This window comes from Bartonella occidentalis (genome assembly GCF_037070875.1).
In the GTDB taxonomy this organism is placed as follows: Bacteria; Pseudomonadota; Alphaproteobacteria; order Rhizobiales; family Rhizobiaceae; genus Bartonella.
Map to the genome: position 1 here is coordinate 13,080 of NZ_JAYMZJ010000003.1, position 15,667 is coordinate 28,746.

Genomic DNA, 15,667 nt, shown 5'->3' on the forward strand with positions numbered 1-15,667 from the left:
AACTCATTGTACCTTCACTAATAAGAAGTCAATGTCACTCTACTCAGGAAGAAGAGTTGTGTGATAAGCAATTATGATAGATTCTGATGGCTGATTTATGTCCGGTAATTTGCAAAAATACCGCGTTGTTCATTTCCGAATATTCACCTTATTTTGTATAAATGCTCTTTCAGTGGTGTTTTTGGTTCTCTTTCAGAGCCTACACCACAAAAAATCACTCCAATACAAAATATCGTGTTTACGAAATAAAAAGTCTTTAAAGTTTATCTCTTAAAGGATAGGCAAAGATCATGTATAGTGTATAAGCACCTGAGACTTTAGTAGCAAAGTTATAATTAAAGACATGTTATTCGTTTAATATTGCATTATACTTTACGTTTGGAAAAAATGTTTAAAAATCAAGATCTGCATAATGAGGGCTAGGTGCAACTCCTCGGACGCGATCTGTTAAAAGAGGACGAAAAGAAGGGCGTGATTTAATCCGCATATACCAGTCTTTAGCTGCAGGGGATTTTTCCCAATCAATTTCCCCTAGAAAATCAAGTACAGAAATCGCAGCACCAGCAGCTAAATCTGCATAAGATAGCTCAGAACCAACTAACCAGTCACGGGATGCACAAAGCCAATTTAAATAGCTCATATGCGGTGCAATATTGGCGCGTGCATTGCGTAAAATTTGTGAATTGGGTGCACCGCCTCCAATGGCTATCGGCATTTCACGCTTATGGATTCGTTCTCGCACAATATGACGGATAGCTTCATTATCAAACTTATTTAAAAACCAGTCGTTAAGACGACGCACTTCGGCACGATCTAAAGGGTTTTCTGGAAAAAGCTTATTCTCTTGCCGCAAATTGCCACGTGTTTCATCTAAATATTCGGAAATAACAGCGACACCTGATAATGGAACTTCACGTTCAGCAAGAAGAACAGGCACGTGTCCAGCTGGATTAAGTGCAAGAAATTCGTGTCTTCTTGCCCATTCATGTTCTTCAATAAGTTGAGTATTTATATCATATTCTCTAAGAATAAGTCGTATAAAGCGGGAGCTAGAAGATAGAGGGGAGTGAAAAAGCGTCAACATAGTCTACATTATAAAATAAAGTTGATAAATTTTTAGAGAATTACAGAGCTTTTTATAAAGGTGCTTTACCAGAAGTACAAGATCATTAGCAATTACTTACAGATTATATTTAATAATTAATAACAGAGATGCAACTTAATTAAGCGATTTTATGCGATTGCTTGCAAAATAGCGGTGCGCAATTCTTCTATGCCTAATGCTTTTTCTGAAGATGTTACCAAAAGTTCAGGATAAGCTGCCGGGTGTTTAAGAAGTTTTGTTTTTGTAATCATTATTAATTTTTCAAGTGTGCTTGATTTAACTTTATCACTTTTAGTTAACACAATTTGATAAGAGACAGCTGCTGCATCAAGGAGATCCAGAACATCTGCGTCATTTTTTTTTATTCCGTGACGTGAATCAATCAAAATATAAACCCGTTTTAGTGTTGTACGACCCCGTAAATAGCTAAAAACGAGATGTGTCCATGCATCAACTAGATTTTTGGGTGCCTCTGCAAAACCATAGCCTGGCATATCTACAAGTGCTATGGGAGGAAGATCGTCTGTTTGCCCACTAAAACCATCAGGTACAAAATAATTAAGCTCTTGAGTACGCCCTGGCGTATTAGAAGTACGTGCCAAGCCTTTTTGCTGGACGAGCGCATTTATCAATGATGATTTCCCAACATTAGAACGTCCTGCAAACGCGATCTCTGGTGGTCCCTCAGGTGGAAGAAAATGTATTGCAGGCACTCCACGAATAAAAATCCAATTACGAAAAAAAATTCCAGAAAGAGGAAAATAGTTCGTCATTCATGCACTTCTTTTTTTGGTGATTTTTTCCATATCGCTCTCAGATTATCAAAAAGCTCAATTTTTACTCCTTGACGTTTCATCATGACACTTTGTTGAATTATCGATAATATATTATTCCAAGCCCAGTAAATCACAAGACCAACAGGGAAGGAAGAAAGCATAAAGGTAAAGACAACTGGCATCCATGTGAAAATTACAGCTTGTGTTTGATCTTGAGGTGCTGGGTTCATGCGCATTTGTAAAAACATTGTTACCCCCATAATCAAAGGCCATGCACCAAGCGTAAGAAATGTTGGAGCTGTGTAAGGCAAAAGACCAAACAGATTAAAAAGAGAGGTTGGATCAGGTGCTGCTAAATCATGAACCCAACCAAAGAAAGGTGCATGCCGCATTTCGATGGTGATATACAAAACCTTATAAAGAGCAAAGAATATTGGAAATTGTATAAACATCGGCCAGCAACCTGCAAGAGGATTGATATTTTGGGTTTTATACAACTCTATGATTGCTTGCTGTTGTTTGGTTCTATCATCCGAATATTTTTCTCTGATTTCTAAGAGCATCGGCTGCAAGAGCTTCATCCGTGCCATAGATTTATAAGATTTATTTGCAAGCGGGAATAAAAGTATTTTCAAGAGCACTGTGACAAGAAGAATAGCGACACCAAAATTCCCTGTTTGCTTATACAACAGGTCAATGAGAGAAAACATTGGCTTAGTGATAAAATCAAACCAACCCCAATCAATTAAAAGAGCAAATTTTTTAATACTCAGCTTATCTTGATATTGATTAATAATTTCAACTTGTTTTGCACCAGCAAAGAGATGATTTGTAATGGTTTTTGTTTCGTTTGGGGCAACAATTAAAGACGAGCCGAGTAAGTCAGATTGATAATGGGTGTTCAGATGATCAAAATAAATAAAGCGGCTTGTATATTCTTGATTTTGTGGAGGAATAACTGCTACAGCCCAATATTTATCGGTAATACCAACCCAACCTCCTACAGCTTTGGAAAAAACTATACTTTTTTGGCCGTTATTAGGATTTGAGTTAAGTTTTGCTAAGCTTGTATATTTCTCAGTTTTGAGTGAATCACCCGCAATTGCTATCATGCCTTCATGGAGCAAATAGGTTGCATTTGTATCTTCTGGCGGAGCAGCACGTGCGACTCGAGCATAAGAGGAAAGATAGACTGGTTCGCTACTTTCATTATGGATAGAATCCTCAATAGTAAACATATAGTGATCGTCAACTGAAAGTGTACGGCGAAAGATCTGTCCTTGTCCATTATTGTAAATTAAAGTGACAGGTGTTGAAGGAGTCAGTGTTGTATTATTTCCCTCTATTTGCCATTGGGTATCAGATTGCGGCAGTGCTTTTGTTGGTAAAGATGAACTTGTGAAACCAAATTCAGCAAGATAAGTCGTTGAGAATCCCTTGGGATTCAGTAAAGCGATTTCAGGCGATCCTTTATTTACTGTTAGGCGATATTTTTTGAGCAAAAGATCATCAAACTGTGCACCAACAAGATTAATAGAACCTTCAAGTTCACCAGTTTTTATTGCAATACGGTTTGTTTTAGCTAATTCAATACTCCGAGCTTCAGGAGTCATAGGGGAATTAACCGTAGGGACTGATCCATGTGTTGGAGAAGAGGAATCTGTCTTGGAGGTGGCAAGTGTAGATTGCTGTTGTTGTGATAATTGCTGTGCGGTTATTTGTTTTTGTTGCAACTCAGCTTGTTTGGGAGCAACATAAAAAAAGTGCCATAAGATAAGCACTACGAAAGACAATCCAATGGCGATAAAAAAATTGCGGTTATATTCCATTCGTACTATCCCTGTTGCCGTTACTGATGTTTTGTTTTTGGTTTTATTCGTATACGCCGGTTTAATTCATTGATCAAAGATGTAAATGGCGCATGGAGCGCATCCCGATGCGCTACAATAACATAGTCTGTTCCTGCCTCCATATTATGTGCTAAACCAACTCTAACCGCTTCACGCAGGCGTCTTTTGATACGATTGCGTTTAACAGCATTGCCGTTCTTACGCGTGACAGTAAAACCTACACGTGCAACAAGAGGGTTCTTCATTTCTGCTGTTTGCTCACGGGATTTAACTTCAAGCAAAAACAAAGGGCCGCGTCGCTTTTCTCCTGTGCGTACAGCCAAAAAGTCTGCTCTTTTGCGAATGCGGCAGGGATGTTTCGTCTTCATAAAGGACGCTTCGCGATTTCACTAAATGCCCACAAAAGCAAGCACTCCAGGTTCAAAAAATAACTTCACAACAAGGAATATAATAAGCACTACTTAGCCTGTTGTAAAAATTCAAGGGTTATGCAGATAATCTCTTACGCCCACGAGCACGTCGAGCTGCGATAACTTTACGTCCACCATTTGTTGCCATACGTGCACGAAACCCATGGCGGCGTTTACGGACAAGTTTAGAGGGGTTATAAGTACGTTTCATTTATTTTAATACCGCGGTGTGCGGCCCTTCTTAGTTCCACGGACAAATTATGTGCTAGATGAACAGTTTTACTTCCATCAGAAGATTGCTAATCCATAAGGAAAAACATAAAAAAAGTCAATCTTAGATTATTTTTCTGCCTCTTGAAAAAATACGAAATAATCTATTACTGCGTGTTTGTTAGTTAGTTAGTGATCTTTCCAAGATTTAGGAAAGAGTTATTGCTTATAATGGTGCAATTCACAGTTATTTCTTTTGCGCTACATATCAATAATCAACACCAAAAATTAAAGATAATGGTGCAACTTGTTATTGTATGATGAGAAAAAATGCTATTATGGGCACATACTGTTCTATTTTTTAATGTAAGAGTCTCGTTTTTTGTGTGAGGTTGATTGAGTGTTTTGAAAAAGATGGGGACTTCATAACTCTTATAGGATAGGAAGTGACGTGATTAATTTTTAGTTTTTTATCCGCGGTGCTTGTGTTGTTGGGCATTTGTATAGAGAGGAAAGAATGTGAATTCTATTACAAGTGAGGCTATTCGCAAAGAGTTACGGAAAATCAAAGGAGTAGACTTAGAAAGTGATATTGTATCGCTAGGGCTTCTTTCAGAAATACTCATTGCTAATGGTAAGGTTTTTTTTTCCATTACGGTTCCTGATGGGCGTGTGCAGGAATGGGAATCGTTACGTTGTACTGCTGCAGAAGTGGTGTGTGCTATGGAAGGGGTTGAATCTGTCGTTGTGACGCTTACGGCAGAAAAAAAACCGCCAGAATCTTTTAAAACACGTAAAGATACAGTTTTTCCTGCGCAAAAACGTAGAGCAAATTTATTGCCTCCCAAAATGCCGATAGAAGGTGTTCGGCATGTGATTGCCGTTGCTTCTGGAAAGGGAGGGGTTGGTAAATCAACAATGGCAATCAATATTGCTTTAGCTTTACAAGATACTGGTTTCAAAACAGGTTTGATGGATGCAGATATTTATGGCCCATCTTTGCCACGTTTGACAGGACTCGTACATAAAAAAGCAGAGATAATTGGTAAAAAAAAGCTGCAACCGCTTGAACGATTTGGCCTTAAACTGATGTCGATGGGTTTTTTGGTTGAAGAAGAAAAGCCGGTCGTATGGCGTGGCCCCATGGTAATGGCTGCTGTAACTCAATTACTAAGAGATGTTTTATGGGAGCCTCTTGATGTTTTGGTGGTCGATATGCCACCAGGTACCGGGGATGCACAACTGACGCTTGCTCAACAAGTACAATTAACGGGAGCGTTGATTATTTCTACTCCTCAGGATCTTGCTTTGGTTGATGCCCGTAAAGCAATAGAGATGTTTATGAAAGTTGGTGTTCCTATTTTGGGACTCATTGAGAATATGAGCTATTTTGTTGCTCCTGATACGCGAAAACGCTACGATATTTTTGGTCATGGTGGTACACGAGCAGAAGCAAAATGCCGCAATGTTCCTTTCTTGGCAGAAGTCCCACTTGATGCAACTTTGCGGGTTTCTTCAGATGATGGTATCCCAATTTTTGTTGCGAATCCTGATGGGGAATATGCCAAGCTATATCGTAAAATTATTGATCAAGTGAAAAACAAATTGTTCTAAATTTGTGTTTTGCTAATAGGATTTGCTAAGAGATAATATTCAAAAAAATATAGGGCTATTTTTATGGGAACTGCAGTACATGAACGCCTCATTGTGGGGTTAGACGTTCCAGATGTGAAACAAGCAGAAAAACTAATTATGCAATTGGGTGACTATGTATATTTTTATAAGATAGGCTATCAATTGGTTTTTGCTGGTGGGATGGAATTAATTAAGGATCTCATTTCGGCGCGAAAAAAAGTGTTTTTAGATATGAAATTGCTGGATATTGATCATACCATTGTAAAGGCAGTGGAGAATATTGCAAAATTAGGCGTTTCAATGTTGACGATTCACGCTTATCCTAAAACAATGCAAGCGGCTGTTTCTGCTGCCAAAGGGAGTAATCTATGTTTGCTTGGAGTGACGGTTTTGACGTCTATGGATGAAACTGATTTAAAAAATACCGGTTATAAGGATAATGCGAAAAATTTAGTTCTTAAGAGAGCTGAACAAGCTCGAGATGCGGGAATGGGTGGAATTGTTGCTTCAGCTCTTGAAGCAGAAGATTTGCGGAAAGTCATTGGTAATGATATGGCGTTGGTTACACCAGCAATTCGTCTTGCTGGAAGCGATAATGACGATCAAAAACGAGTTATGACGCCGAGAAAAGCTTTGGTTTCTGGGGCAAGCCATCTTGTTGTGGCGCGACCGATTATTCGAGCAGTTGATCCTTTAGTAGCGGCAAAAAAATTTTTGGCAGAAATGGCTGGTGATTATGGATAAAGGTTTTGCTGAGAAGGAAATTTAGTTATGAAAGAAGGGTATGAGTGAAAAAGCATATTTTATAGGTGCTCATGCTTATTCTGCACCTGTTATAGAACCAGCGCTTTATTTAGTATCAACGCCTATCGGAAACCTTGCAGATATAACGATTCGTGCTTTGCAGGTTCTTGCAGGAGCCGATATCTTAGCGTGTGAAGATACGAGAGTGACGCGTGTTTTGCTAGAACGCTATGGTATTCAGAGAAAACCATTTCTTTATCATGATCATAATGCGCAAAAAGTAGGATCAAAATTATTAACAGCTTTAGCAGAAAATAAAACTGTGGCGCTGGTTTCAGATGCTGGGACACCGCTTATTTCTGATCCAGGCTTTAAATTAGTAAAAGACGCACGTGAAGCTCATCACAAAATTGTTCCAATTCCTGGAGCGTCAGCCATTTTAGCTGCTCTTGTCGTAACAGGGCTTCCTTCCGATAGCTTTTTCTTTGCAGGTTTTTTGAGTCCACGAAAGACTCAGCGTCAAAAGAAATTGGAACAATTAAACTCTATTCCATCGACTTTGGTTTTCTATGAATCACCTCATCGCCTTGTTGAGACTTTGCAGGATATGGTCTCTGTTTTTTCAGCGGATCGACCTGCAGCAATATGTCGTGAACTAACAAAAAAGTTTGAAACGGTGGATGTTTCTAATTTAGGTGATTTATTAGAAAATTATAGAAAACAGGAACATATTCGGGGAGAAATTGTTGTGCTGGTTGGGGAAGCGCTTTCCTCTTCAAAAGTGATGAACGATCAGGAAGTGGATGAAATGTTATTAGAGTTGGCGAATGCGCATTCTACGGCTAAGGCCGCTGCTTTGGCTGCAAAAAAAACTGGTTTTAAAAAGAAAGAACTTTTTCAGAGGTTAGTTTTTTTAAAAGATATGTAAGATTATGCAAAAAGAACGCAGACAAAAATCTTTTTATCGAGGCATTCGGGCAGAGAAATGGGCAGCATGGTGGCTACGTTTCAAAGGATTTCAGATTACTGAAGTTCGTTTTAAAACAAAATGTGGTGAAATTGATTTAATTGCGCGGCGGGGAAATCTTGTTTTAATTGTTGAAGTAAAAGCACGTTCAACATTGGCAGAAGCAATGGCTGCAGTTTCTAAGATGAATGAGAAACGCATTGAAGCAGCAGCTGATATTTGGTTAGCACGGCAAAAAGATTATTCTCTTTTATCCGTACGTTTTGATTTGATTGCAATTTTACCATGGCGTTGGCCGCACCATATTCCAGCGTTTTTTACGTCTGATAGGTGAGAATTCCTATAGGTTTTTCAGAGTAGAGGCAAAAAGGATCGTTTCTATATGTATATGAATAAGAAAAAGTGAATAACAGTTTTATTGCTATGAGGAGCAAAATATGGATGATTATGAAAAGTTTGCAACTGGATTGTTGATTGTTTTTGGAGCGTTGGTTATCGGTGGTCTTATGGCAGTACATATTGTACTTATGAATAAGCCGGGCTTTTTGTTTGCATTAGCGGCAGCTATTGTTGGTTGGTTTTCCGCTTTTGCAGTTCTTTTTGATAAGCCAAAAATTTATTTGGGATTGATTATTCTCGCTGTATTATGCATTTCTTCTTCAATCAGCATTTACGTTAGTTAAAATGAGTTAAGTGTTGGTTGGGCTTTATTTAATATCATCAAAGTAAGGAATAGAAATGAAAGTTGGTTTTTTGGGAACAGGTAAAATCAGCGCTTCAATGGTGGATGGCTTAATGACAAGTGCTTTTGACATTCATTCAATTATCGTTTCACCACGCAATGCAAAAATTGCAGAATGTCTTGCGCAAAATTATGAAAAGGTAATCATTTCTAAAGATAACCAAGCGCTGTTGGATGCCAGTGATTGCGTTTTTCTTTGTCTTCCAAACCAGAGCGCAGAAGAGGTTTTACGCTCTCTTCGGTTTCGCTCAGAGCAGCTTGTCGTTTCTGTGCTTGCTATGGCAAAAACAGCAGAAATTGAAAAGTGGATCAATCACAAGGTTTATCGCGCTGTTCCGCTTCCTTTTGTGGCAGAGCGCAAACATTTGACACCAATTTATCCTGATCATCCATTTTTACGCACTTTATTTGATACTTTGGGTGGTACAGTGGTGTTGGAAAGGGAAGATCAGTTTAATCTTTTTATGACTGCTGGTTCATTAATGGGGGTCTATTTTAACTTTATCGAAACAGCACATCAGTGGTTTATTGCACAGGGCTTAAAAAAACAGCAGTCGGCAAATTTTCTTGCTATGATGTTTGGAAATCTGACTGATGAAATGCGTAAAATTATAGAAACTGATGGTTCTACATCTCTAGATTTTGCGCTACTTGAAAAAGAGTTTTCAACAAAGGGAGGAACAAATGAGCTTTTATCAAACTGCTTTTCTTTTCAAGGGGGAAACACTGCTTTGATAACGGCTCTTGAGACAACTTTGCAAAGAATGAATGAAAATAGTTAGTCAATATTTTCTCAAACCTGTATGGATGGGGTAATAATTCACCCATCTGTGCTCATATGAATAGACAATTTGCAAAATTTTCTGTTGGATAATTTCAGCAGAGAGAAGGTTTGTGCTACAATATGTTGGTTATTCTTTTATCCTCAGTCGTAAAAACTTTGTTGTTCACTGTGAATCTGTAAGGCGCAGTCAGCTTTCAGATTGGTGTTTGTTGCTATTGAAGATATATTACATTGAAGCTCCTCCACAACTCCTTACAAAATAGCAACATACACAAGCGGGATTTGAATTTAAGCAGTGTGTCGTTGTTTACTTCTCGTAGCCGATAAAGGTAGGAGAACGATCCGTATGTTAAGGATAAAACAGGTTCAAGTTGAATCGTGAGTGAATGGTGCAGTACTGTCATTAGAAACAGAAACCTATAGAAGTGCAAGTATTTTACTAATCCGTAGAATCGCTGTTCTTTAGAGTTGAGAGGGTATCAATTATAATTATAAACGATTACACGTTGGGTACTAACACCAGCTATGATAAAATTAATAGGGGTATCAATAAGGATAATCAATGTGATTACATGTTAGGATAAATAGGTCCGTCACTGCCTTGCGGACAGGTCCACGTGATATTTTGGTTTGGATCTTTAATGTCGCATGTTTTACAATGGATACAGTTTGAAGCGTTGATAATATAAACTTCATGATCATTATGCTTTAGCCATTCATAAACAGCAGCAGGGCAATAACGTGTAGAAGGTCCTCCATAAACTAGATATTCAGATTTTTTTTGCTTTTCTAGGGAGGTAACTTTTAAGTGGCAAGGTTGATTTTCTTCATGGTGTGTATTAGAAAGCGCGACACTGGAAAGGATATCAAAGGTTACAATACCGTCTGGTTTTGGATAAGTGATAGGCTTAAATTTTTTTGCTGGTTCAAGACATGCATAATCCGCTTTGTCGTGAGAAAGTGTTCTAAATAACGAAAAGCCGAATAGCTGCTGCCACCACATATCAAAGCCAGCAAGCTTCATCCCATATTTTGTGCCGTATTTTTTCCAGAGTGGCTTTGCGTTGCGTGCTTGATAAAGATCTCTTCCAATGGGACCTTTTCTCCAATGTTCTTCGATTTCTTTTACTTCATCATGAGAGCGTCCTTGAGCAAGAGCTGTAGCGATTTTATCCGCTGCTAATATGCCAGATAAAATTGCATTGTGTGATCCTTTAATACGAGGGACATTGACAAAGCCAGCAGCACAGCCAATAAGTGCCCCACCAGGAAAGGTGAGTTTTGGTACAGATTGCCATCCGCCTTCGCTTATGGCGCGTGCACCATAAGAAAGGCGTTTTGCACCTTTGAATATTTCATATATTTGAGGATGTGTTTTAAAACGTTGAAACTCTTCAAAAGGAGAGAGGTAAGGGTTTTGATAATCTAAGTGCACAACAAAGCCGACAGAAATTAAATTGTTTGCTTGGTGGTAAAGAAAGCCCCCGCCACCAGTATCGTTACTGAGTGGCCATCCAGCGAAATGCTGAACTAAACCAAGTTTGTGTTTTTGAGGATCAATTTCCCAGAGCTCTTTAAGACCAAGACCAAATTTTTGTGGTTCGCGGTTTTGGCTAAGATCAAATTGTTGTATCAGTTGTTTTGCAATTGAGCCACGTGCTCCTTCAGCAATCAGGGTATATTTAGCCATTAAAGCTATCCCAGGCATATAATTTTTTCCAGGTGTTCCATCTTTATTAAGTCCTACATCACTTGTGATAACACCAATAATAGCTCCATCATTGTTTTGAATGGTATCTGATACGGAAAAACCGGGATAGATTTCAATGCCGAGATCTTCAGCTTTTTTACTGAGCCAGCGGCATACATCGCCGAGCGAAACGATGAAAAAGCCGTCATTTGATAAAATTTTAGGACGAAGAATATTAGGAAGTGCCGTTGCGTATTTTGCATTGAGAAAGAAAAATTGATCATTGGTAACAGGTGTTGTGAAGGGATGATTGTATTCATTTTTCCATTCTGGCAAAAGTGTATCAATGCCGATGGGATCAACAACTGCACCGGACAGAATGTGGGCACCAACTTCAGCACTTTTTTCAACAACTGTAACAGAAAGCTCAGGATTAATCTGTTTTAGGCGAATTGCAGCGGAAAGTCCTGCCGGTCCAGCCCCCACAATGACTATGTCGAATTCTATACTTTCACGTTGGTGATTCTGAGAGACGGGCATGGCTTATAAAGCTTTCTCCAACTCAGGAATAATTTTGTGGAGATCACCAACAAGGGCATAGTCAGCAATTTGCATAATAGGAGCTTCTTGATCTTTATTGATAGCAACAATAACTTGTGCATCCATTATCCCAGCTACATGCTGAATTGCACCAGAAATGCCGATGGCGATATAAAGTTCAGGGGCAACAATTTTACCTGTTTGTCCAATTTGCCAATCATTAGGGGCATAGCCTGCATCAACTGCTGCTCGACTAGCACCCAAGGCAGCTTTTAGCTTATTTGCAAGAGGGAGAAGGAGTTCCATAAATTGTTCTTGTGAGCCAAGACCACGCCCACCTGATACAATAACACGTGCTGAAGTAATATTAGGGCGATCGCTTTTGTTGGTTTCTTCTTTAATAAAAGAAGAAAGGTTTGAATTGGGAGCTGGTGTTATTGTTTTAATAGGAGCAGCAACCTTTTGAAAAGGAGCTGGTGTAAAACGGGATGTGCGAACTGTTATAACTTTTTTACGATCAGTTGTCTGGACAGTTTCAATAGCATTTCCTGCATAAATTGCTCGTTTGAATGTGTCAGGTGTAACAATAGCGATAATCTCTGAAATTTGCATAACATCAAGAAGAGCAGCCACACGCGGCATTATATTTTTACCAGTGCTGGTGGAGGCGGCCATGATTACATCATAATCATTCGCTAATGTAATGATTGTATCTGCTACAGGTTCGGCGGGTTGGTGTGCTAAGTAACTTGCTTCAGCAGTAAGTACTTGTCGCACACCGGCCAATGTAGCACTGTTTTCAGCGAGTTTTTGAATATTCTTTCCACAAACTAGAATATCGATAGGAGTGCTGATGGCTTGAGCAGCGGTAAGTGCTTTTGCTGTTTCTTCTATATTATGCTCGGCTAATAAAAGAATTGCCATAATTTTACCCTTTTATTTTATGCAGTGTTTCTTTTGATTTATTTGTCATTGAGTGTTAAATGTGATTTTTTTGTTTTAAAACGCTAACGAGTTCCGTCACATTGGCTACTTTAACACCAGATTGACGCGGTTGTGGCTCTTCAACGCTTAGGACTTTTAACCGTGATCGTGTATCTATGCACAGATCAGAAAGAGTCTTTTGTTCAATAAGTTTCTTTTTTGCTTTCATAATATTGACGAGAGAAGTGTAACGCGGTTCATTTAATCGCAGATCAGCAGTCATAACTATGGGAAGAGGGAGAGAAATGGTTTGTGTTCCATTATCTACTTCGCGGATAACCGTAGCATGCCCATTTTTTATATCCAGATGTGAGGCAAAAGTTGCTTGCCCCCAACCAAGAAGGCCAGCCAACATTTGTCCGGTTTGGTTGCTATCGTCATCAATGGCTTGTTTACCCAAAAAGACCATATTTGGTTTTTCTTCATCAACAATTGATTTTAGAATCTTAGCAACTGCTAAGGGCTCGAGCGTTTCTTCAGTCTTTACAAGAAGAGCTCGGTCGGCACCCATTGCAAGCCCTGTTCGTAAAGTTTCTTGTGCTGGTTCTGATCCAATTGAAACAAGAACAACCTCTGAAATTTTTCCGGATTCTTTTTGACGGATTGCTTCTTCTACAGCAATTTCGTCAAAAGGGTTCATAGACATTTTCACATGGGATAGATCAACACCTGTGCCATCGGGTTTGACGCGTACCTTGATATTATAATCAACAACACGTTTGATTGCGACAACTGCCTTCATAATGATCCTCTTTATTTGTATGATTACAAGCTTATAATAATAATCATAAGAAACCAAATCGTTTAGAACTGAATCTTTATTATAATTATTATAATTGGTTTGTTAATTATATAAGATTTCTTCCATTTTCTTGTATTTTGTTAGTCTCATTTCAGTCTATATTTTTTGCATTCCAATAATTGTTTTGCGCGTTTTGAATGATAAAAATATTTAATGAATAATTATCTAAAAAGTCGAATGCGCTTATTATAGCCATGATAGTGTATGAAATAATTTTATGAAAAGAAATTTGAGGTGAGAAGAATACAGTTTGTGATTTAGGGTATGGATAATAAAACGGAGATATTTTTTTTACTTTCATAAATGCAGTTTGTAATGGATAGAGACTATACGTATTCAAAGTGGTGGCAAAAGAGTGAAATGGCAAAATAACTTTTCAATTTAAATATTGGGAGAGCAGGTTAAACAGTATTTTCAATTTTTTGATAATTCTTAAAGCTCTATTTACCAAAATAGAGCACATTTTTTGTGCATTCGCATGATTCTTTGAAAAAAGTAAATGAGGGGTGACGTTTGTGAATACAAAGAGTCATATTAACAAGCAAATTATGCACGAAAAATCTTCTTCTTTTTCTGTTGAACAAAGGAAGGCAACCAGTGAACCTACTGAAATGACGATGTCGGACATTGCGACAAAATTACGCTATGTTTCTGCACACATGAAGAGAAAACACCAATTTCATCCTTCGATGCTGCAGCCGATATCTCAAAACTCAGTGAAAGACGATCTTAAGTCTTACTTAGATGATATTAGCCGAGCAATTTTGGCTGATCATTATGCGCGTCGTCAAAAGGAAAAAAAATTTTTTGAGTCTTTAGAGCAGATTAAAATACTTATTCAAAATTTACATAGCGAAGAGAAAAATCAGCAAGAATCTCTCATAAAACGATCTGTACCTTGTTCAAAACCTCTTGATTCAATTGTACATCATCTTGCCCACATGACACATGAAAAAAGTCAAGAAGGCTTTTTGCCTCCAAAGATGTCAAATTCTTTGACACAAAATAATGTGAATTCAATTCCTACAAGTTCTCTTAGTTCGTCGCCAAAACGTGAGAAAAACTCTTTCCCAAAAGATGCTGTGGCGGCGGAGCTTGTCGAAACAGAGTACAATGAACCTATCGAACGTTCTATAAGAGAAAAGAATTATTCTGGTGTTCAAGAGTCTGATAGTTGTATTAAAAACAATCATGCTTCTTTCTTCAAAGCACACTTCTCTAAAATTTTATTTTTTTTACGTTATTCTGTTAAAAAATGGCTTATTTATTTTTTAAGCATTGCATTTATCATAGCTATAACGTTATGCTTCTGTGGTTTTTAGGGGTGCTCGTTTTTTATTTTTAATGTTGTGGTTGGATTAATTAAAGTGAGAGTGAGAGACTCTCATGGTTTTACAAAGATGTATATTGCATCTGAAGCTATTTTCTTTTAACCAAACAAAGATTATCAAAGAAGAGCTTTAAAATATCCAAAACAAGCCTTAGATTGTATTGAAGGTTCTGTAAGTGAGTATTTATTTACCAATTGCTGAAGTGTCGCTTAATATGCTAATCTTGATTGGTATGGGGGCGGTTGCTGGTTTTTTTTCTGGCCTTTTGGGGATTGGAGGGGGGTTTTTGATCACGCCCTTACTGATCTTTTATAATATTCCTCCTGCCATTGCTGTTGGAACGTCAGCTAATCAGATGATTGCATCATCTGTGACGGGGGCAATTGCACATTTTAGAAGGCGTACTCTTGATATTAAGCTTGGTATTTTTTTAACAATTGGGGGAGGGGTTGGTTCTTTTATTGGGATTCAGATCTTCTCTGTTTTAAAGAAATTAGGTCAATTAGATCTCATCATTTCACTTCTTTATGTGATTCTTCTTGGAAGTATTGGAAGTTTAATGATTATTGAAAGTTGGTATGATATGATACGGCGGCGTAAGGAAAAAAAAGCTGCTATTCGCCTTGCAGGTCGCCATAATTGGATCCATAAACTACCGTTAAAGATGCGTTTTCGGACATCGATGATATATGTAAGCATTATTCCAGTTTTAGGAATTGGTTTAATTGTTGGGTTACTATCTTCTATTATGGGAATTGGTGGAGGATTTTTTACAGTGCCAGCGCTGGTTTACATTTTGCGTGTTCCAACAAGTGTAGTAATTGGAACCTCTCTTTTTCAAATTACATTTGTCTCTTCTTTTACTACAGTTTTGCAAAGTGTGAGTAATCAATCGGTTGATATTGTTTTAGCTTTTTTATTGATGCTTGGGGGAAGTATTGGTGTACAATATGGAACGCGAGCTGGACAAAAATTAAAGGCTGAACAATTGCGTATGGCGCTTGCATTTTTAGTGTTAGTTGTGTGTATGCATTTAGCTTTTCAATTATTTATACGCCCTGATAATCTTTTTTCTTTGACCATTCTTATGGAATAAA

At 38.1% G+C, this 15,667-nt stretch carries 16 protein-coding genes; 8 read left to right on the forward strand and 8 right to left on the reverse strand.

Features of this window, described 5'->3' with window-relative positions; genetic code table 11:
- Positions 1 to 391 precede the first annotated feature (391 nt).
- From WCP78_RS05060 to rpmH, 5 genes are all read right to left on the reverse strand, one after another.
- Positions 392 to 1,084, reverse strand: coding sequence for a glutathione S-transferase family protein (locus WCP78_RS05060; RefSeq protein WP_336279427.1), 693 nt, complete (start codon positions 1,082 to 1,084; stop codon positions 392 to 394).
- Between the two features lie 149 nt (positions 1,085 to 1,233).
- Entirely contained in the window at positions 1,234 to 1,878 is a 645-nt protein-coding gene (yihA, locus tag WCP78_RS05065; RefSeq protein ID WP_336279428.1) for a ribosome biogenesis GTP-binding protein YihA/YsxC, read from the reverse strand.
- Positions 1,875 to 3,710, reverse strand: coding sequence for a membrane protein insertase YidC (yidC, locus tag WCP78_RS05070; RefSeq protein ID WP_336279429.1), 1,836 nt, complete (start codon positions 3,708 to 3,710; stop codon positions 1,875 to 1,877). Before yidC ends, yihA begins: the two co-directional genes overlap by 4 nt.
- Before the next feature lie 20 nt (positions 3,711 to 3,730).
- Positions 3,731 to 4,099 carry a ribonuclease P protein component gene (rnpA, locus tag WCP78_RS05075; protein ID WP_336279430.1) on the reverse strand — a complete coding sequence of 123 codons (369 nt, stop codon included), beginning with the start codon at positions 4,097 to 4,099 and terminating at the stop codon, positions 3,731 to 3,733.
- 118 nt (positions 4,100 to 4,217) lie between these two features.
- On the reverse strand, positions 4,218 to 4,352 hold the full coding sequence (rpmH, locus tag WCP78_RS05080; RefSeq protein WP_336279431.1) for a 50S ribosomal protein L34: 135 nt from the start codon (positions 4,350 to 4,352) through the stop codon (positions 4,218 to 4,220).
- A 518-nt stretch (positions 4,353 to 4,870) separates the two neighbouring features.
- Between rpmH and WCP78_RS05085 the strand changes: the two genes are divergently transcribed.
- The 6 genes from WCP78_RS05085 (at position 4,871) to WCP78_RS05110 (ending at position 9,221) form a co-directional block, all read left to right on the forward strand.
- Positions 4,871 to 5,965, forward strand: coding sequence for an Mrp/NBP35 family ATP-binding protein (locus WCP78_RS05085; RefSeq protein WP_336279432.1), 1,095 nt, complete (start codon positions 4,871 to 4,873; stop codon positions 5,963 to 5,965).
- 63 nt (positions 5,966 to 6,028) lie between these two features.
- Complete coding sequence (gene pyrF / locus WCP78_RS05090) at positions 6,029 to 6,730, forward strand: orotidine-5'-phosphate decarboxylase (protein WP_336279433.1); 702 nt, start codon at positions 6,029 to 6,031, stop codon at positions 6,728 to 6,730.
- 40 nt (positions 6,731 to 6,770) lie between these two features.
- Positions 6,771 to 7,658, forward strand: a complete 888-nt coding sequence (gene rsmI / locus WCP78_RS05095; RefSeq protein ID WP_336279434.1) for a 16S rRNA (cytidine(1402)-2'-O)-methyltransferase — start codon at positions 6,771 to 6,773, stop codon at positions 7,656 to 7,658.
- Between the two features lie 4 nt (positions 7,659 to 7,662).
- The gene (locus WCP78_RS05100; protein ID WP_336279435.1) at positions 7,663 to 8,031 is read left to right on the forward strand and encodes a YraN family protein; all 369 of its coding nucleotides are present in this window, start codon (positions 7,663 to 7,665) and stop codon (positions 8,029 to 8,031) included.
- A gap of 103 nt (positions 8,032 to 8,134) precedes the next feature.
- Positions 8,135 to 8,380, forward strand: coding sequence for a hypothetical protein (locus tag WCP78_RS05105; protein WP_336279436.1), 246 nt, complete (start codon positions 8,135 to 8,137; stop codon positions 8,378 to 8,380).
- Between the two features lie 55 nt (positions 8,381 to 8,435).
- Positions 8,436 to 9,221: a pyrroline-5-carboxylate reductase gene (locus tag WCP78_RS05110; RefSeq protein ID WP_336279437.1), complete on the forward strand. Its 786-nt coding sequence runs from the start codon at positions 8,436 to 8,438 to the stop codon at positions 9,219 to 9,221.
- 570 nt (positions 9,222 to 9,791) lie between these two features.
- On the opposite strand, the gene WCP78_RS05115 is transcribed toward WCP78_RS05110, so the two are convergent.
- From WCP78_RS05115 to WCP78_RS05125, 3 genes are read right to left on the reverse strand one after another with little or no spacing between them, the layout of a single operon-like run.
- Positions 9,792 to 11,453 carry an electron transfer flavoprotein-ubiquinone oxidoreductase gene (locus tag WCP78_RS05115; protein ID WP_336279438.1) on the reverse strand — a complete coding sequence of 554 codons (1,662 nt, stop codon included), beginning with the start codon at positions 11,451 to 11,453 and terminating at the stop codon, positions 9,792 to 9,794.
- Positions 11,454 to 11,456: 3 nt separating this feature from the next.
- A complete protein-coding gene (locus WCP78_RS05120; RefSeq protein WP_336279439.1) occupies positions 11,457 to 12,377 on the reverse strand; it encodes an electron transfer flavoprotein subunit alpha/FixB family protein in 921 nt (306 codons plus the stop codon).
- Between the two features lie 55 nt (positions 12,378 to 12,432).
- Positions 12,433 to 13,179, reverse strand: a complete 747-nt coding sequence (locus tag WCP78_RS05125) for an electron transfer flavoprotein subunit beta/FixA family protein (protein ID WP_336279440.1) — start codon at positions 13,177 to 13,179, stop codon at positions 12,433 to 12,435.
- Between the two features lie 575 nt (positions 13,180 to 13,754).
- On the opposite strand from WCP78_RS05125, the gene WCP78_RS05130 reads away from it, so the two are divergent.
- The gene (locus WCP78_RS05130; RefSeq protein ID WP_336279441.1) at positions 13,755 to 14,561 is read left to right on the forward strand and encodes a hypothetical protein; all 807 of its coding nucleotides are present in this window, start codon (positions 13,755 to 13,757) and stop codon (positions 14,559 to 14,561) included.
- 184 nt (positions 14,562 to 14,745) lie between these two features.
- Positions 14,746 to 15,666: a sulfite exporter TauE/SafE family protein gene (locus WCP78_RS05135; RefSeq protein ID WP_336279442.1), complete on the forward strand. Its 921-nt coding sequence runs from the start codon at positions 14,746 to 14,748 to the stop codon at positions 15,664 to 15,666.
- Position 15,667 lies beyond the last annotated feature (1 nt).